The organism is Streptosporangium sp. H13245 (genome assembly GCF_055690525.1).
In genome coordinates this window covers 129807-148395 of record NZ_JBSZKT010000004.1, presented here as the reverse complement: position 1 = coordinate 148395, position 18589 = coordinate 129807, and the positions used below count along the sequence as shown (strand labels likewise).

At 70.6% G+C, this 18589-nt stretch carries 13 protein-coding genes; 4 read left to right on the top strand and 9 right to left on the bottom strand.

Going from position 1 to position 18589, the window contains the following annotated elements; genetic code table 11:
• Window positions 1–164 precede the first annotated feature (164 nt).
• On the top strand, window positions 165–2066 hold the full coding sequence (locus ACW9TB_RS10460; protein ID WP_472747763.1) for a glycoside hydrolase family 15 protein: 1902 nt from the start codon (window positions 165–167) through the stop codon (window positions 2064–2066).
• A 387-nt stretch (window positions 2067–2453) separates the two neighbouring features.
• Here ACW9TB_RS10460 and ACW9TB_RS10455 read toward each other — a convergent pair whose 3' ends face one another.
• The 5 genes from ACW9TB_RS10455 to ACW9TB_RS10435 all read right to left on the bottom strand — a co-directional run bounded on the left by ACW9TB_RS10455 (window position 2454) and on the right by ACW9TB_RS10435 (window position 6717).
• Window positions 2454–2756: a hypothetical protein gene (locus tag ACW9TB_RS10455; protein WP_472747762.1), complete on the bottom strand. Its 303-nt coding sequence runs from the start codon at window positions 2754–2756 to the stop codon at window positions 2454–2456.
• A gap of 293 nt (window positions 2757–3049) precedes the next feature.
• Entirely contained in the window at window positions 3050–3715 is a 666-nt protein-coding gene (locus ACW9TB_RS10450) for a phosphatase PAP2 family protein (RefSeq protein ID WP_472747761.1), read from the bottom strand.
• Window positions 3716–3755: 40 nt separating this feature from the next.
• Window positions 3756–4535 carry a phosphatase PAP2 family protein gene (locus tag ACW9TB_RS10445; protein ID WP_472747760.1) on the bottom strand — a complete coding sequence of 260 codons (780 nt, stop codon included), beginning with the start codon at window positions 4533–4535 and terminating at the stop codon, window positions 3756–3758.
• Window positions 4536–4739: 204 nt separating this feature from the next.
• Window positions 4740–5123 carry a hypothetical protein gene (locus ACW9TB_RS10440; RefSeq protein WP_472747759.1) on the bottom strand — a complete coding sequence of 128 codons (384 nt, stop codon included), beginning with the start codon at window positions 5121–5123 and terminating at the stop codon, window positions 4740–4742.
• 373 nt (window positions 5124–5496) lie between these two features.
• Complete coding sequence (locus ACW9TB_RS10435) at window positions 5497–6717, bottom strand: chymotrypsin family serine protease (protein WP_472747758.1); 1221 nt, start codon at window positions 6715–6717, stop codon at window positions 5497–5499.
• A gap of 582 nt (window positions 6718–7299) precedes the next feature.
• Here ACW9TB_RS10435 and ACW9TB_RS10430 point away from each other — a divergent pair.
• Window positions 7300–9204, top strand: a complete 1905-nt coding sequence (locus tag ACW9TB_RS10430; RefSeq protein ID WP_472747757.1) for an AfsR/SARP family transcriptional regulator — start codon at window positions 7300–7302, stop codon at window positions 9202–9204.
• On the opposite strand, the gene ACW9TB_RS10425 is transcribed toward ACW9TB_RS10430, so the two are convergent.
• The 3 genes from ACW9TB_RS10425 to ACW9TB_RS10415 all read right to left on the bottom strand — a co-directional run bounded on the left by ACW9TB_RS10425 (window position 9191) and on the right by ACW9TB_RS10415 (window position 14617).
• On the bottom strand, window positions 9191–10120 hold the full coding sequence (locus tag ACW9TB_RS10425) for a JmjC domain-containing protein (RefSeq protein ID WP_472747756.1): 930 nt from the start codon (window positions 10118–10120) through the stop codon (window positions 9191–9193). The two genes, ACW9TB_RS10430 and ACW9TB_RS10425, sit on opposite strands and share 14 nt — an antisense overlap.
• Before the next feature lie 61 nt (window positions 10121–10181).
• Window positions 10182–11534 carry a lanthionine synthetase C family protein gene (locus ACW9TB_RS10420; protein ID WP_472747755.1) on the bottom strand — a complete coding sequence of 451 codons (1353 nt, stop codon included), beginning with the start codon at window positions 11532–11534 and terminating at the stop codon, window positions 10182–10184.
• Window positions 11531–14617 carry a lantibiotic dehydratase gene (locus ACW9TB_RS10415; RefSeq protein ID WP_472747754.1) on the bottom strand — a complete coding sequence of 1029 codons (3087 nt, stop codon included), beginning with the start codon at window positions 14615–14617 and terminating at the stop codon, window positions 11531–11533. Before ACW9TB_RS10415 ends, ACW9TB_RS10420 begins: the two co-directional genes overlap by 4 nt.
• A gap of 229 nt (window positions 14618–14846) precedes the next feature.
• On the opposite strand from ACW9TB_RS10415, the gene ACW9TB_RS10410 reads away from it, so the two are divergent.
• Together ACW9TB_RS10410 and ACW9TB_RS10405 are read left to right on the top strand one after the other, a co-directional pair.
• A complete protein-coding gene (locus ACW9TB_RS10410; protein WP_472747753.1) occupies window positions 14847–15047 on the top strand; it encodes a hypothetical protein in 201 nt (66 codons plus the stop codon).
• A 138-nt stretch (window positions 15048–15185) separates the two neighbouring features.
• Window positions 15186–17087: an ABC transporter ATP-binding protein gene (locus ACW9TB_RS10405; protein ID WP_472747752.1), complete on the top strand. Its 1902-nt coding sequence runs from the start codon at window positions 15186–15188 to the stop codon at window positions 17085–17087.
• Between the two features lie 186 nt (window positions 17088–17273).
• Here the strand turns inward: ACW9TB_RS10405 and ACW9TB_RS10400 are convergent, their stop codons facing one another.
• On the bottom strand, window positions 17274–17681 hold the full coding sequence (locus ACW9TB_RS10400; protein WP_472747751.1) for a CocE/NonD family hydrolase: 408 nt from the start codon (window positions 17679–17681) through the stop codon (window positions 17274–17276).
• Between the last annotated feature and the right edge of the window lie 908 nt (window positions 17682–18589).

Genomic DNA, 18589 nt, shown 5'->3' with positions numbered 1-18589 from the left:
GGAGTCCCATGGAGAGGGAAGAGCGGGACGAGAAGAGGCCCGATTGGGGGAAAAGCGTGCCTGAACCCGGCAGCCGGGGTAGGAAGGGCGCCTGACATCCTTCACTGTTCGACCTTCCCCGTCCGGCGTTCGAAGGCGGAGGACCGCACGCTCAAGGAGAACTGATGACAGCGGACTCACCGATGGACGCGCTGCCCGGTCCCTCCCCCTTCCCGCCCATCGCCGACTACGGGTTCCTGTCCGACTGCGAGGTCACCGCCCTGGTCGCCCCGAGCGGGAACGTCGAGTGGCTCTGCCTGCCCCGGATGGACTCCCCCAGCGTCTTCGCCGCCATCCTCGACCGGGGCGCGGGAGGCTTCCGGCTCGGCCCCGCCGACCTGAGGGTGCCCGCCGCGCGCCGCTACCTGCCCGGCACCATGATCCTGGAGACGAGCTGGGGCACCCCCACCGGCTGGATCATCGTGCGCGACCTGCTGCTCATGGGGCCCTGGCACCACGACGACGAGCTCTCCCACACGCACAGGAGGGCGCCGACCGACTACGACGCCTCCCACGTGCTGCTCCGTACGGTGCGCTGTGTCAGCGGGGAGGTGCAGGTCACGCTCGACTGCGAGCCGATCTTCGACTACGGGCGCAGGCCCGCCCGCTGGTCGTACACCGACAGGGGCTACAACCAGGGCGTCGCGACGGCGGAGGGGGAGAGCCTGGAGCTGCGGCTCACCACCGACATGCGGCTGGGTTTCGAGGGCGGGCGGGCGATGGCGCGCACCCTCCTCAAGGAGGGCGACACGCGCTTCTGCGCGCTGTCGTGGACCTCGCACGAGCCGCCGTACACCTTCCAGGACGCCTACGAGCGGCTCGTGTGGACCGCCCACCACTGGCAGCACTGGCTCGCCAGGGGCGCCTTCCCCGACCACCCCTGGCGGAGGTACCTGGAGCGCAGCGCCCTCACCCTGAAGGGCCTCACCTTCGCCCCCACGGGCGCCCTCATCGCGGCGGCGACCACCTCCCTGCCCGAGACCCCGGGCGGCGACCGCAACTGGGACTACCGCTACGCCTGGGTCAGGGACTCGACCTTCGCCCTCTGGGGCCTGTACACCCTGGGCTTCGACTGGGAGGCCGACGACTTCTTCTGGTTCATCGCCGACGTGGCGGAACGGGACGAGGAACTCCAGGTCATGTACGGCATCGACGGCGAGCGCGAGCTGGACGAGTACCTCCTCGACCACCTCTCCGGGTACGAGGGCGCCAAGCCCGTCAGGGTCGGCAACGCCGCCTACCAGCACCGCCAGAACGACGTCTGGGGCGCCGTCCTCGACTCCTTCTACATCCACACCCGGTCGCGGGACCGCCTGGACGAGCGAATCTGGCCCATCCTGAAACGGCAGGTCGAGTCCGCCATCAGGAACTGGCGGGAGCCCGACCGTGGCATATGGGAGGTACGCGGCGAGCCTCAGCACTTCACCTCCTCGAAGGTCATGTGCTGGGTGGCGACCGACAGGGGTGCCAGGCTCGCGAGGCTCAGGGAGGAGCCGGAGCTGGCCGCGCGCTGGCAGGAGATCGCCGACGAGATCCACGCCGACGTGTGCGCCAACGGGGTCAGCGAGCGCGGGGTCTTCAGGCAGCACTACGACACCGACGCCCTCGACGCGTCGCTCCTGCTCATCCCGCTGGTGCGCTTCCTGCCGCCCGACGATCCCCGGGTCCGTGCCACCGTGCTGGCCATCGCCGACGAGCTGACCGCCGACGACCTGGTGCTGCGCTACGAGACGAAGAGCACGGACGACGGCCTGAGCGGGGAGGAGGGCACCTTCGCGATCTGCTCGTTCTGGCTCGTCTCGGCACTGACGGAGATCGGGGAGCACACCCGCGCCCGCAGGCTCTGCGAGAGGGTCCTCTCCTTCGCGAGCGCCCTCGGGCTCTACGCCGAGGAGATCGACCCGGTGACCGGGCGCCACCTCGGCAACTTCCCCCAGGCGTTCACCCACCTGGCGCTCATCAACGCGGTCATCCACATCATCCGCGCCGAGAGCGGGCAGTTCCCCCCGACCAGCTGGCCGTCGTGACCTCGTACCCACCCGGTGTCCCACCGGCGTGCTGACGTGCGGAACCGCCCGGACGCCTGGCTAGGCTCTGGGGTATGAACCGTCGGGTGATTGCGATAGTGGTGCTCGTCGGCCTGCTCGCGACGAGTGGTCTGTCCGTGGTGCTGGCCTGGGGGCTGAGCGGCTGAGCGCCGTCTCGTGACGCCGGGCCGAGGGCTCGGCGGCTGGATCCGCGAGTACGTCGGACCCGGAGCGCGTCCGGACGCGTGAGGGTGGCTGGCTCACGCGTGCGTTTCGGGTCGTGAGGGTGTGGCCGTCCCGCGAGGCCGCCGGAGCGGTGCGCGGGTGCCGGGGGCCGAGCCGTCGCGCGCGCCCCCCGACGCCGCGACCGCTCCCCCGGGGATCGCCCTAGGCGACCACCATCGAGGTCTGGCCCGCGGGCTGCGCGCTCTGCTGCTGCGTGTGCTGGGGGTGCTGAGTGTGCTGAGTGTGCTGGGGGTGGCTGGGCTGCCGGTGCGCGGGGTGCTGCTCCGCGGCGGGCTGGGGCTGCTGCTGCCGGTGGGCGGCCTGCTCGGCGGGAGCCTGCTCGGCAGGGCAGGTGCAGTAGCCGTTGGTCAGGATGAGGCGTCCTCGCTGCGCCGTGTAGGTGCGGGAGTCGGTGGCGAGGAGAACGCCCGTGCATTTATGGCAGACGACGGACTGGCGATCCATGGGCCGGCTTCCTTCCTTGAGGGTAGCCGTCGAACGTCTCTCGGTCCGGCCGGCTGGCTGCTCGTGCCCCGCTGGGAGGACTCGAATCTTCCCAACGAGGTTTCTATCTTACTTCGTGGCACAGAGTGATCTTTGAGCCACACCAGGTAACAGATGTGAACCCTGGTGGTGCTGCTTAACAACGGTCTCATGCGAAGCGACCCGACGGGTGGGGAATGTCCCTCTCACACCCCCGCCGATTTCCACTTCAGCGATCTTCGTCACGCCTGGATCCCCGGCGTGGCCGGGGGTCCCTACGTGCTCAGAACTTTTTTCTTTTTCTCCGCCACCACCGGCCGCAGCAGCAGCGCGTTGGCGGCCACCGCGACACAGACCAGGCCGAGCAGGAAGCCCCAGCTCACGTCGCTCAGGTGGTGCATCCCGCGGTACATGCGCGAGTAGGCGATGCCCAGGGGGATCCCCAGGCCGATCGCCCACCACAGCACGTTCAGGATCTTGAAGCGGTGGGTGTGGAGGGTCAGCACCAGGGCGACGCCGCAGTAGAAGGCGACCGCGGCGCTGGTGTGCCCCGAGGGGAAGCTGGACGTGGGCGGGGCGGGATCGAGGTGCTCGACGGTGGGCCGCTTGCGCTCGGCGAAGACGGTCGCCAGCAGGAAGATCGCCGACTGGGAGAAGACCGCCAGCGCGAGGAAGATCGACTCGTTCCAGCGCTTGAAGGCCAGCCGGAAGACGATGACCAGCAACGCGGTGGCAGTGATGATCACCGGGGTGTCGGACAGGCCCGATATCACGTCGGTGATCGAGCTCCAGTAGGCCGTGCGGTCCTCGGCCATCTGCGCGTTGACCCCCTCGTCGTTCGCGATGAGGGTCGTCGTCTGCAGGACCTTGGTGATGAGGAGCCCGACGCCGATCGTCAGCGCGGCCATGAGGACCAGTGGCGCCAGGATGAGGCGCGTCACACCCTTGAAATCCACCGACATTTTCGACATGGCGCGCCAGCTACCCCGAATGGCCCTCTCGGAACGCCTCGGGTTCGACGCCTTCCATGTGCGGCTCGGCGGGCCTGCGGCCCTCTCCACGGCGCCAGGTCTCGAACCCCACCGCCGCCCCCACCACGACCACCACGCCCAGCGCGACGCCCGCGATCACGTCGCTGGTCCAGTGGACGCCGAGCGCCACCCGGCTGTACGCGACGAACACCATGACGGCCGCCGCGACGACCCAGGCGAGGACCCGCGAGGCCATGCTCCGCAGGAAGGGCAGCAGGATGAGCACGAGGATGCACGCGCCCAGCGCGGCCCCCATCGCGTGCCCGGAGGGGAAGGAGGCGCCGGGCGCCGAGGCCACGGGATCCGGCAGGTCGGGCCTGGCGCGGTCGACGATCCCCTTGAGGGCGAGGTTCAGCAGGCCGCCGAAGGTGATCGTGGCGACCGCCCAGACCGCCAGGCGCGGCGCGCCCCGGCGCCAGAGCCAGACGGCGGTGAGCACCACCAGCACACGCCACGTCCAGGGACCGAACACCTCGGTCGCCACGTTCAGGAAGGCGGTGTAGCCGGGGTTCTCCAGCGCGTGGGCGTGCAGGCTCAGGGCGATGCCCTCGTCGAGCCCCGTGAGCGTGGAGGAGGAGGTCTTCACGAGCACGAGCAGGATCACGAACGGCACCGTGAAGATCGCCACTGCCGCCAGCGCCATCGTCAGGCGTACACCCAGCCGCAGGTCAGCGGTGTGATCGTCGGAGTTCCTGTGGGGCGGGGACTTACCTTCGACAAATCTGACCATCGTTCATGGCTACCCGATTCCCCGCGAATATTCTCCGCGCGACACGTGGAGGATCGGACCGGAGGGGTTACGGGGGACCGAAACCTCGGGTCATATGGCGGGTCCTTACGGGGTCTCTCGGACCGTGTGGCGGGCTCTCGCGGGGCCTTCTTGGATGTGTGACGACCCCTCGGATCATGTGGCGGGTCCCGCGCCTGGGCCCCTTCAGGCCGCGTGGCGGGGTTCGCGCCGGGTCGTCCAGCGCAGCACGTCGCAGTGCCGCCGCTCCGCCTCGGCGAGGGCCGCGTCGTCCGTATAGGCGTCGAGGACGGCCCGCAGCCACGGCATCTGCTCGGTGACGTCGTCCCACGCCTGGGAGGGGTCGTCGAGACCCAGCTCGATCAACGCGTCCAGGTGCGCGGCGTAGGCCGTCCACCACTGGCGGCTCAGCTCGGCCAGGAACCCGCCCAGCCCGTCGAACTCCCGCTGGATCTCCTCTTCCCACCAGGCGGGGACGGTGACGTCACCGGTGTCCGCGAGGTCGCGGAGCACGAGGTTCGCCAGGGTGCGCCGTCGCCGGGCGATGGCCGAACGTGACAGGATGTTCATGCGCCCACCCTGCCGACCCTTGTTTGCCGAACGCTTAACGATGTATTGACGGGGATGTGCGGCTTCGGCCGTACGGCCAAGTGTGATTCCCCGCGATAGTCGTCACTTCCCAGCGATAACGGTCACCAAGATCGTCTTGGGGATGTCGCCTGAAGGCGTCGAAGACGATGTCGTGGCCCTCCCCTCGATCGCGTCGAGGTTCGCCGGCCAGCAGCGGCCCTCCTGCGGTGTTCGGCCGTGCCCGGGTGCGCGTGGTCCTCCGCGGTGACGAGGGGTGACGAGGATCGCGCTCGGTGCCCCTCCCGCGACCACTCCTCGTCACCGCTTCACGGGGTTCGGGTAAGGTCCCGAAGCCGGTGAGGAGGCCACTCGGTCAACTGGTCAGCGGGCTGATGCCGAAGTCGCGCCAGGCGGTGCCGAAGTCCTGGAAGATGAGCCCGTTGGTGCTGGGCCAGCCTCGGCTTCCGGTGATCGTGCCCTTCGCGACAACCCGGTCTCCGTCGAGGCCGAAGACCGGGCCGCCGCTGTCGCCGTCGATGGCCGCCTGGCGGCCGTCCGAGCGCCAGGCGATCAGCAGGTCGTTCATGCAGGTCCAGTCACCGTCGGAGTCGTAGTTGCAGTAGGCGTAGTCGTACACGCCGCTCTGCTGGATACCGCAGACGACCCCGCTCACCGAGCCGGAGGTGCACAGCCACTCGTTGGTGTAGACCCAGTCCCAGCGGGCCACGGACTTGGAGAACTCGCCGGTGCCCACACCGCCGTCGTAAATCCTGCTGCCCGCGGTGGCCGGAACCAGGATGATGTCGTGGTCCCAGCGCTCGGCGCCGGCGTAGCCGACGATCCGCCCGGCCGGGACGGTCACGTAGTCGTTCGTGCTGAGGCAGTGGGCCGCCGTCAGGATGGACTTCCTCCCGGCCCCGTCGACGACTCCGAAGCCGCTGGTGCAGTAGATGCCGGGGCGGTACTGGTTGACGATCCGGGCACCACCCCAGTAGGGCGCGGTATCGTCGAGGCGGCCCGCCGTGAGGTCGGCCGGTGGGGTTCGGACCACCTTCACCTTGACCGTGGTCTTGGGGAGTCTCGCCGTGGTCGCGCCGATGTCGGACGAGGCCGTGCCCACTTCCAGGCCGCTGCCGTCGCTCAGGCTGGCCACGCTGTGGATCGGCCCGCCGGGGTGGTTCTTCATGAACTCCACGAGTGGCTTGGCCGCCTCCTGCAGTTCCGCTCGTGAGTACGCGGCGGCGGCCACCCGTACCGCGGCCTGGTTGTTCGCCGTGTTCACCGCTTCGCGCATGGCCGGGGGCACGGTGCCCTTCCAGTACAGGGCGACGCCGTGATCTTCCAGCGCGATGTCGGTGAAGCCCGGGTATCCACCGCGTTCGACCTGCCAGCGGAGCACGCTCGCGGCCTTGGCCAGCGGTTCCTGGGCGCGCATTTTCTTCAGGACATCCGGGGCGATGTAGCCGAAGGGGGCCTTGTCCTCGGCGATCGGCTTGTCCTTCTCCGAGGCCGCAGGGCCGCCGGGCGGGGTGTCGAACGCGTATGCGGTGGGGGTCATGGTGGCGAACGCGACCAGCGGCACGGCGATCAACACGCGAAATCTATGGGATTTCATTTGGCTTTCTTTCGGACGAAGCACGGCAATTCGGACAGCCCGATAATGCCGATGGCAGATCATGTGTACGCCGGTCGTCCGAAGCGCGTAAGGGGGGGAAGCTGCCATCGACCGTGGGTTTTCTGCCAAGCCAGGCCGTGTCCGCCACCGTTCTCCCGATGATTCCGGAGGCGACGTCCGGTCGTCATCGCCGGTTCACCTTCCACCGGGAGCGGGCCTCCCGTGATTCGCGTCCCTCCGGAGGACGGCATCTCTCCGCGCGACTACCAGCAGACGCTCGACCGTTCCGGCAAGCGGCCGGGCCCGGACAGGCTCGCGACACGATACAGACACTCGCCGCGACCATCGCCTCTTTCGTTGTCTTTCAGTCATATATCGCTTCAATACTGCCATTACAGCGGCTTCCGGCAGGCCCTCCCAGCACGCTCGCTATCGTGCGAGAACATGCCCGCCATCCTGGCGGACACGCAAGAGCGGTGACGACAAGGGGACTCCGTGTCGCAGATCCAGATGCGGCTGGGCGTGCTCGGACCACTGGAAGTGGAGATCGAGGGAAGACAAGTGTCCCTGCCTGCGGGCAAGCACCGCGTCCTGCTCTCCGCGCTCCTGCTCCGAGCCAACCGCACCGTCTCCAGGGACGAACTGATCGACTACGTCTGGGACGGCGCGCCACCGGCTGGCGCGCGCAGCGCCGTGCAGACCTACATGGCCCGGTTGCGAGCCGCCCTCCACCCGGCCTGCGTGATCGCCACCCGATCCGACGGCTATCTCATCGAGACGCCCGAAACCGCCCTTGACCTACACCGCTTTCGGGATTTCAGTGCCCGGGCCGAGGCGGCACAGGACCGGGCCACCGAGTCCGCCCTGCTGCGGCGGGCGCTGGCGTTGTGGCGGGGGCCCGCCCTCGCCGACGTACCGTCCGAGACCCTGCGCACGCTGGCCGCGATCCCGCTCGCCGAGGAGCGGCTGGCGGTGCTGGAGCGCCGCATCGAGGCGGACCTCGCCCTCGGCGAGCACCGGCGGGTGCTCGCCGAACTGCGGACGCTCACCACCGAATACCCGCTGCACGAGCGCTTCTGGGGGCAACTGATCATGGCGCTGCATGGCAGCGGCCGGCAGGCCGAGGCCCTGGAGGCGTTTCGTTGGCTCCGCCGGCTGCTGTACAACGAACTCGGCATCGAGCCGGGCGAGGATCTGCAGGCCCTGCACCGTCAGGTGCTCAACGGCGCGTTGGCGCTCCCCACCTTTCCGCCCAACCCCCCACCCGTCCCCTCACCCCGCCCCTGGCGCGCCACCTGTCATCTGCCGCCCGACATCGGCGCCTATGCCGGACGCGCTGAGCCGATCACTCAGGTCGCGTCCCTGCTGACGCATCCCGACCGCACCGCGGTGCCTGTCGTGGCGGTGTGCGGCGCGCCCGGGATCGGGAAGACGGCACTGGCCCTGCGGATCGCGCACCGGATCCGCGGAGCTTTCCCTGACGGCCAGTGGTTCATCCGGTTGCGCGACGCCGAAGGCAGGCCGCGCGACTCCTCCGGCATACTCACCGAGGCGCTTCTCGCCGCCGGGCTCGACCGCACGTCCATCCCCGACGACCCGGCGGCGCGAGCAGCCCGGCTGCGCGCCGAACTGGCCGACCGCTCACTGCTTCTGGTGCTGGACGACGCCGCCGAGGCGGCCCAGATCAGGCCCCTGCTGCCCGGAGTCGCGGGATGCGCGGTGCTCGTCACCTCCCGGACGGACCTGCGCGGCCTCGTCGCGCTGCATGACGCCCATGTCATCACACTGGAGCCGCTGCGGCGCGCGGAGTCGGTGCGGCTGCTCGCCGAGCTTGTCCCGGGTGGGGAAGCCGGTGACGAGGACGCGCGAGCGGAGGTCGCCCGGCTTTGCGACGACCTGCCGCTGGCGGTGCGGCTGGCCGCGGCCAATCTGATCGGCCGCTCCCCCGCCGAGGTGGGCCGCTACCTGACCCGGCTGCGCTCGGACGACCGGCTCGGCGCGCTTACGGTGGCGGGCGATCCCGAGGCGTCGATGCGGGCAGCCTATGACCGCTCCTACCTGGCGCTGCCGTCTGCCGCCCGCCGGCTTTTTCGCCTCCTCGCGCCGGTGCCGGGAGACATCTCGCCGGACGCCGTGGCGGCCGGCCTGGCAGCACCGGTCCTGGAGGTCGAGCCGCTGCTGGCCACGCTGGCCGCCGCGCACCTCCTGCGACCGTCCGGCGTCGGCGACCGCTACCGGCTCGACCCGCTGCCGCGGCTGTACGCGGCCGAGCGGCTGGCCGAGGAGGAGGTCCCGGCCTCCCGGACGGCCACGGCGCGGCGGCTGGTCCCCTGCGGCCCGCAGACCGAGGACGCCCTGACACAACGGCCCGGCGTGCCCCCGCGTAAGACGCTGCAGTACGCCGTCATCGCGACGGAGGCCCCGACGTCCCGGCTGCCGGGCGGCGTCTCCGTCACTGCCCGCTGAACCCGGGCGCGGCAGGCCAGGGCAGGCGCACCGCCGGATCCGGGGCCGGTGTCGCGGACTCGACGGCCGCCGCCAGCGCCCGCAGGTCCACCGGCGTCCCCTGGATCCTGCTCAGCGCCTCCCCGACGGCCTCCATCCTGCCCTCCCGCCCGACCGGCAGGTGCTCCTGGCCGGTGAAGGCCGCGCTGACCTGCGCGGCCCAGGCCTGTACGACCTCGGACAACCGCGGCGGATTCACCATGACGGACAGGTGCAGGGAACCCTCCGACCCGGCCCGCGCCCGGTGCCCCATGCCCAGCGGCACGTACAGTCCCTCGCCGGCACGCAGCTCGACCTCCTGCGTCACGGCGTCCTCCCCCGGGACCTCGGCGAGGTCCCAGTCGTCGCCGGCCGGCATGTCGTAGAGCGTCCAGCGCTTGCTCCCCTCCGCTTGGATGACGAACACGTGCGTGCCGTCCCGGTGGGGCCGCGTGCCGAAGTGACCCGGAGGGGTCAGAAAGGCGGCGGTCTGGACGCGCGCCGCCAGCATCCGCCCCAGCTCGGCCGACAGGCGGGCGAGGCGTCCGTCCCAGCTCTCGATGCCCGTCAGCGACAGTGTGGCGCCCCCACCGACAGCCGTGGCGATCCGGGCCGGGTCGGCGCAGCCGGTCTGCCGGTGCTCCCCGACGACCTGGGTCCTGGTGTACCGGTTCGGATGCAGCGCCTCACCGCCGAGGGTGAGGCTGAACTGGGGGTAACGCAGGTTGCCGTAGGCCAGCCAGTTCTCGACCCGCTCACGGCCGATCAGCGCGCGGGCTTCGTCCGACGTCGTGAAGCGGAGTATGCTTCGCCCCCAATCGAGGTGCTCGGCCTCCTTCGGCTTGGCGAACAGCCACGCCCACGCCGACGCGACATCCTCAATCTCGACGCCCTTCATTCGATGCCCTTCCTTCCTGCCGCCCGGCGGGCGACGTCCGTCTGTCAAAACCCCCTGCCGCTCATCGCACCAGCAGTGCGGCGTCCCAGCCGCTCTCCGCCGGCCGGTCGCCCGCGTAGGCGTGCAGCGCCAGCGCGATCCCCGCCGCGCCCTCCAGGAAGCCCGGCAGGTCGATGCTCTCCTCGTGCAGCTGCGTCGCCGCCCGGAATCCGAACGGGGCCCGCGGGTCGTACAGGTCGAGCACCCGGTTCGCGAACCGGTCCGCGACGCCGGCGAGCTCGGCGTCGTCGGCGTCCCGTGCCATCAGCCGGGTCAGGTGGAGCAGGCCCGCCCATCCGTGACACAGCCCCGCGTCCTGGATGCCGTGCCGCTCCTCGGGCAACGCCAGCGTGCCGCGTAACGCCTCCACCGCGAACCGGCGCCAATCGGGGCGTTCCAGCGCTGATCCGGCAAGCTGCAGGGCACGGGCCGCGCCCGGAACGCCGTAACACCACGCCGTATGGCTGCGGGGCGGCTCGGCGGAGTGATCGTCGAGGTCCTCGCGCCGCACCCAGGCGGACCAGTAGGCGCCCGCCTCGTCCACCCGATGCCAGTCGAGCATCCACTCGACGATCCGCGCCATGGCCTCGTCCTGCCCGGGCACCCGCACGCCCGCCCGCCACGCCAGGGCCAGCAGTGCCAGCGGCCCCGGCACTCCGTGGGCGAGCCCCAGGTTGCCGTGACCGCCGTACCCGTCGGCCTGGTCGCCGTGCGGTGTGTGCGACACCCACCAGCCCGGCAGAGCCGTCGGTCCCTCCTGCCGCGGCCCGGTCAGGGCGACGAGGTAGGCGAGGATCTCCTCCAGGGCGGGCCGGGCGGGCTTGACGTCGAGGAGGTAGCGTCCCACGCCCGTCACGCCGGCGATCACGTCGTAGACCGCGAACGAGGTACCGGCCCGGCCGGCCTCGATGCGCTGCCACTCGGGACGCAGCCGCTCCGAGACCTGGGCCGCGAGCCGCTCGTCGATCGACGAGCGCAACCTGGCGTACTCGCCGGGGTGTCGTGCGGCCCGCGAGGCGGCGAAGGCGAGGGCCGTGTGGCCCGTGTAGAGCCCGCCCAGCGGGGTGCGCGCCGCCTGCGCGACGGCCTGCGCCAGGTGTCCGTGCGCGACCTGCCGGTAGGCCGGGTCGTCGTGCGCCAGCTCGGCGTACAGCAGGGCCACGGCCGGATGTCCGTCGGTGAGGCAGACCGGGTCCCAGATCGGCAGACGTGCCCCGTCCGGAGTCGGACGGGTGTTGTCCGGCGCGGTCGCGTGGCCGACGACGAGGGCGGGATCCGCCAGCCGGTCGGCGAGGGCGTCCACGACCGCGGCGGCCCTGGCCCGCGTCGCCTCGGCCATGGCGCCGCGCGAAGCGGCCTGCCCGGTGTGGATCATGGCACGAACCTCTTTCTGGAAAGGGCGGCCTCCACGACCCCGCGCAGGACGGCCAGTGTCCGCTGCTCGGTGGTGGGCCGGATGCCGAGCAGCCGGTTGTGGTGCATGTGCAGGAGCGCGCCGGTCACGGTGAACCGCGTGCCGGTGAGCCGCCGCGCGGTCGCCGCCCCCCGGACGGCCTCCCCGTAGGCCGCGAGGGCGGGCCTGCGAGCCCGCCATATCTCCAGCAGCTCGGCGCCGCCCGGCCGGGCCGCCAGCGCGGGCCAGTCCCCGTCCGGGTCGATGAGCGTGACCGCCTCGCGCCGCAGGCCGCGGAAGGCGGCGTGATGCTCTCCCTTCGGCAGCACCGACAGCAGCCACGGCTGCCAGTCGTCATCGCCGAGGCCGCGCAGGATGTCCACGTAGTTGGCGGCCACCAGCAGCTCCGTGTCGAGGTCCAGGCCGCGCTCGCGTAGGCGGAGCTGAGCCAGGACCGCCGTGCTGTCGGCGGTGAACACCCGTTCGGCGGCCTCGATGACGAAAGCGCCGCCGTATCTGGCGGCCTCGGGTTCGTAGGTGTCGAGCGTGAGGCGCGCGGCCAGACCGGCGCCGCACAGCTGGTCGGCCCAGTCGCGCAGAGCGGGCAGCAGGAGCGCGTTCATCTGCGCCGGATCCCCGTGGAAACGGAGCCGCAGGTGCGGATCGGGATCCTGGTAACGGATGAAGAACCAGCGATCCACCGAGGGGGGCAGCTGTGCGATCAGGGCGGGCAGGTGGCGTTCCAGAAGCCCGTCCTGCCTGGCGCGGGTGCCGTACAGCTTGGCGTAGAGCCAAGCGCCGCCCGGTAGGTGGCGCGGGCGTGGCGCGCGTCCGGGCGGAAGGTGCCTGGGAGGCCGGGCGGCGCCGGCCACGAGCGTCAGCGGGATGACGAGCTCGTTGGCGTGCCCGTCCAGCCAGCGGGTGTCGTTCGAGGTGCCCGGCGGCTCGCACACCATCGCCTGGGGGCGGCGCGACAACTCATGCCGGAGCACCCTGCGGTGCAGAGGAAGGGTCAGGTCGAGTTCCACCCGGTGGTCGCCATGGACCACCTGCACCCGGTCGGGCACCCGCCAGCGTGCCCGCCAGGCGTCCAGCGCGGCCGACCACTCGGTGTCGCCCAGCTCCCGGTCGCCCAGGCGGGCGGCGGGCCGCCATCGGACCGGCGCGAGCACCGTCCGGCCGTGGCGGACCCTCGGCAGCCAGGGCAGCGCCTCGATGGTCCCCCATGACCAGCCCCGCAGGTGGCGATGCCCGCCATCGGAGATCTCCCGCACGAGGCGGACCGCGTTGGCGCTCAGCCGCGTGGTGTCGAGCATGTGCGGCGAGACGGGCATGACCTCCCGGCCGTGCGGGCCGGACACCAGGTACAGCCGGTGATCGTCCGCGCCGACCAGGAGGTCGCCCGCGCCGAGCACCCGCGGATCCGACCGCTCGGCGAACGCGCCCACCGCGAGGGTGTGCTCGCACACCACGGGCACCTGGGCGACGTTGGCCACGCGCGGGACGAGCGGCTGGAAGACGAGCTGAGCCCGGATCGGCCCGTCGTCTCCCACGGTTTCGGGCACGGTGGCCATCGGATAGCTCCCCTCGGGGAACAGGTGGGCGAAGCGCCCGAACAGGGATCCGGCCATCGAGGAGCCCGCCGCGGGCGCGAGCACCAGCCGGAACTCGCCCCGGCCGAGGGCATCGGCGGACTCGGCCAGGACCTGGACGCACAGCTCCGCGGACTCCGGCGGCGGCAGATGGGGCTCCTCCTCGCCGGAGAGCCGGGCCACCAGCTCGTCGTCCAGCACGACCTCGTCCGTTCCGTCCAGCAGTGCCCGCTGGGCCAGCTCGGCGAGCAGCGTGTCACGCGGGTCATGGCGCTCCGGGGCCGGCCGCGCCAGGCGTTCGCTCTCCGGCACCAGGTAGCCGGCGGGAAAGCCGAGGCCGCGTTCAGGGTCGGTCAGCTCGACGAACGGGATGAGCTGGTCGCTGCCGTACCGTTCGAGGAACGCCGTGTGGTACTCCGCCAGGTGCCGCGGCGGTTCCGCGGAGCCGGACATGCGCAGCAGCGCCGTGGCCGCCGCCGCGGCCTCGTCGGCGACCTCCTGCGGCAGCGTCACATCGGCGTCGAAGCGCAGGTCCACCTGGATCGGCGACGTTTCGGCCGGGCGCAGCGCGCGCATCGAGGCGACGGCCGCCCGCCACGCGGGACGGCCCTCTCCTGGCGCGCACCGGGCGTAGCGGGCCAGCGCGGCGGCGGCCTCGCCGAGCCCGGCCGCCTCGTCCATCCCGTCCACGGTGGCGACCCGGTCGAGCACGTGGGCCAGCGGATCGGGGCTGCTCAGCGGCGGGCGAAGATCGGTGAGCAGCACCTCGCGCTCGACGAGCTGCCCGATCATGGCCTCGACGGCGGCCGGAGACGCCCTGGGGAAGGCCGCCCGCAGGCGGTCGAGCAGGTCCGCGTACGGCAGGGGCCGCGCCGCCCACTCCATCGCCAGGCGCACCGGCTCGCTGTGGCGTACTGACAGTTCCTTGGCGCCGCCTCCGCCGTCGGGGTCGCCGTATCGCACGTAGGGCAGCACCAAGCGGTCGCCTCGCACGGCGCACAGGTCGTTGGCGACCACGCGCAGCCCGCGGCGCACCCGCGGGTCGCGTTCCCAGCCGGCCAGCAGGCCGGCGAGCCAGCCGGCGTCCGGACGCACTCCCTTGGTGTGAGCGCCGCCGATCCGGATCTTCGTCGTGTCACCGAAGCCGGCCACGGCCACGCCGGCGAGCAGGCCGAAGGGCGTGGGGCGGCCGGCCATCCGCAGCAGGTAACGCGCCGTCGCCAGGACCGCGCGCCGCCGCTTCGCCTCCTCGACCGGCCGGCCGTCCTCGATCCTGTCCAGGACACCGGCCAGTGAAGGGCTGGACACCTCCAGCGCCTCGCGCAGCAGCGGGTCGCGCAGCGCCTCCCGCAGGAAGGCCGTGCCCTCCTCGCCGTCGGTGTCCGCGCGGACGCTGGCGGCCCGCGCGACGGGCGCCACCGGGACGCGCAGCAGGGCCGCACCCGCGGCGGCGAAACGCGGCTGGTCACTCATGCGACCTCCCAGAACGTGAACGGTCGCGATTACCCTAGCCAGCCGCCACCCCGCCATCGTGGCTCTGATTAGGCGCGTGACCGCCGCGTAAGCGTCGCGTACTCGACACGTAAGCGCCTTGCTAAATGCTGGGGGAAGTCGCTCCCCGGTCAGGAAGCGGCCTTTTTTCGTATGCCCGTCCCGAGCGCGGCGGGACATCACCGACATCAAGACGACAACGAGGAGAGACATGTCAACGTTGGCATTGTCCGAGGCGGACCTGCTGTTCGACCTGGACCTGGAGGTGGTACCGGAGGAAGGGAAGACGGACACCGCCATCTACGCCTCCGGGACCGGGAACGGCTACATCTGCGTGCCCGGCAGCGGCCAGTGCACGAACACCTGCTGGAATTGCTACTCCTACAGCCGCTGCTGCATGAAGCCCGTCTGAGATCGCACCACCTGATCCGGCCGGAGAGACGCGCGCGTTTCTCCGGTTCTTTCATGCACCGGCCCGGAGGGGGAGTCGAAACGCGTGACAGGCATGCGACCGAACCCCCGTTCCGGTCGGCACCGCGCTGACGGTCAGGTGCGCATTCCGGAGGTCGATCCGCTGTTCGGCAGCGGCATCAGGATGACCGTCGGTTGGGCGCAGCATGACGGGGCCGGAGCCGACCTCGGCTTCTGGACGCTGCTGTGGCGGTTGCCACGGCTGATGCGGATCAGTTTCGGGCTGGCGTGGCAGGCGGGCCATCTGCTGCTGCCCGTGGCCGTCACCGCGAAACTGCTCGCGGGCGCGGCCACGGGCGTGGTGCTGCTGGCCACGAACGAGGCCCTGACGCTGCTCCTGGCCGGCACACCCACCGTCGAACGGCTCGTGGACGCCCTCCCCGTCCTGCTCACCGTGGCCGCCGGCGGAGTGGCGCGCAGCGTGCTGTCCTCGCTGGGCGACGCGACGAACGGCAAACTCGCCCCCCGCATCGACCGGGCCGCGACCGTCAAGCTGCTTGAGCGAGCCGTGCGGGTGGAACTCGTCATCATCAAGAATGCCGAGTTCCGTAATCTGATGTCGGCCGCGGCGCGCGGCGCGCTGTCGGCCCGTATGGTCACCACGTACGCGATCGCGCTGGTGGAGGCACTGACCGGGCTGATCGCCGCAGCCGGGGTGCTGACCGTGCTGCACCCGGTGCTGCTGCCGCTGATGGTGGCCGTCACGGTCCCGTCGGCCTGGGGCGCGGTCCGCATGGCGCGGGCCCGGTTCACCTCCATGAAGCGGTGGACGGAGCTGCAGCGGCAGCTTGAGACCCTGTCCGAGTTGTTGCTCGGGGCCTCGCCCGCGGAGGAGGTGCGCGCCCACCGGGCGGACGGCTTCTTGCTCCACCACTACCAACGGCTGGCCCGTCTGTCAGAGGCCGAGCAGGCCCGGCTCGCCGGCCTGGAGGCACGCACGACGCTGCTGTCCGACGGCGTCGCCGGTCTGGCCAGGCTCGGTATGTACGGCGTCCTGGGCGCCCTGCTCGTCTCCGGCTCGGTGCGGCTGGCCGTCGCGGGGACGGTCTTGCTCGCCATCCGCACCGGTACGCACCACCTCACCTCGCTGGTGTCCGCGGTGAACGACCTGTACGAGCAGGGGTTGTTCGTACAGGACTGGAAGCAGGCGTGCGACCGCGCCGAGGCTGAGGCGATGCGCGGAGGGATGATCGAGCTCACCGCGCCGCCCGACCAGATCTCCGTCCGGAACCTGTGGTTCACCTACCCGAACAATGAGCGGCCCTCGCTCGCCGGGGTCGACATGACCATCCGCAGGGGGGAGATCGTCGCCCTGGTGGGCGAGAACGGCTCGGGCAAGACGACGCTGGCCAAGGTGCTGGTCGGTCTGTACATGCCGCAGTCCGGCGCGGTCTGGTGGGATGGCCACACCACCGCCGAGGTGGACCGTGCCAGCCTCTACGACCACGTCGCCCTCGTCGCGCAGAACTTCGTGGAGTGGCCGTTCACCGCCCGGGTCAACGTGACGATCGGCCGCTCGACGCGTCGGCCGGACGACGACGTACTGCATGCCTCGGCCGCGTTCGGCCGGGCCGACGAGGTGGTCACGCGCCTCGACTCCGGCTGGGACACGCTGCTGGCGCCCGATTTCCTGGGCGGCACCACGCTGTCCGGCGGACAGTGGCAGCGCATCGGACTGGCTCGCGCGCACTATCGCGACGCGGCTGTGGTCATCTTCGACGAACCCACGGCCGCGCTGGACCCCCGGGCGGAAATCGAGGTGTTCGACCGGGTCAGCGATCTGGCCAGGGAGGGCCGGGCGGTCGTCCTCGTCACCCACCGGCTGGCGTCCGTGCGCCGCGCGGACCGCATCTACGTCCTGGAGCGCGGCCAGGTGATCGAACAGGGCACGCACGGGGCCCTCATGGAGCTGAACGGCCGCTACGCCGAGCTGTACTCCCTGCAGGCCAGCCAGCACCAGGACCCGGTGTCTCCCGCATGATCCCGAACGAGTGTCTGTGGCCTGCCCGATACCAGAATCGGTTAGGTCATGTTCACAGTCGATCATCTGCCGATGTGGGCGCCGCCCCGCGGCTGGGCAGGGTAACAACCGGTGTCGACCGTCGTGCCCTGCCCGAAACAGTCCTGGCCGTCCACCGTCTTGATACCGCTCTGGACGTTGGAGGAGTCACCTCCGTATGTCGACCTGGACCACGGCATAACCGCGGGGCACGAAGTAGTTGTCAACGAACCCCTTGAACTGGCTGGGTGATCCGTCGTCTTCGTTGTCTTTAAACCCACCGGAATAGTCCGGGCGGTATCGTCCGTCAGGTGACTGCGCGCTGGAGGTCAGCGGAGGCGCGAAGTAGGGACTGGCCTCGAAGATCACCGGCACCTTGAGGCCGCTCAGGGTTTCCTTGGGCCGGATCACGTCCACGACGATGCGGTCATCGCGCCCGTCACGGTCGCCATCGACCGGCGCCTCGACGTAGATGGTTTCCCTGATCGCGTCCGCATACGAATGGGTCGGCTCGCTCCGGGTTACCTCGGTCGTTGGCGGCCGCGACACCCGGAAGCGTTGCCGCCAGAAGAGCACCGGCCATGAACATGATTAAGGGTCGTCTTGACAAGGTTCTCCACCAATTTCGGTGATCAAGGGTCACGGTCATGGTGGCAAAAAGCGTTCGCTGTAACGATGAGTAAAGTGCCAATGTCCGCATGATTACCGTCAAAACAGATCAAGTGGTCGCATAGGGTGAAACCGGTATTGCATTCAGAGATCTTGGGGTTTGCGTCCACGACAGGGTCAGGGCCGAAGCGTTCTCACGTTGTGAGACCGAGTAGGTGAAGGCCATCGGCTGGGTGGCCGCCGACGGCGATGATCTGCTGGGCGTGGTCGTGCTGGGTGCGCAGGTCGGGGTCGTACCCGGCGATGAACCTGGCGAGCTGCGCCAGTGATGTTGCTCCGCTGAGGACGGTGAGGAGTGGTCCAGAGCCGGTAGCGGCGTCTCCGCACTGAGGCGCCTTTACTCGGCCACTCGACCCAGAGGTACGGCACTCTCACCAGCCGAGAACGCGACGGCATTGGCGGCCGAGCGGCCATGTATGGCAGTTATCCCGCTGTGCCGGGGGCCTTCGCGGGTGTGATCATTACTTGACGCATTTTCCTTCGAGGACGAGGAGTAGGACTTTGAAGCGCACTATCGCGACCGTAGCGACGATTATCGCTATCGGTGGAGGTTTCGTCGTGGCGACCACTGGCGTGGCCGCCGCCGACGATAGCGTTCGAATCACCCAGACGCTGGACAACCGAGACATGTAGTGCAGTCTCGCTGAGCCCCGCTCATTGTCATGCAAGTTCTAGTAGTACTTCGTTAGGCGCTTTAGGTAAGTGGTGTTCCGGCCATGCTGTGGCGGGTATGTCGCGCACCCCAGAGCCGACCGGTCCGGCGGCAGCCGCCCGCGCCGGACCGGTCGGGGCGCTGGTGCCGGGCTTGGTGGTGA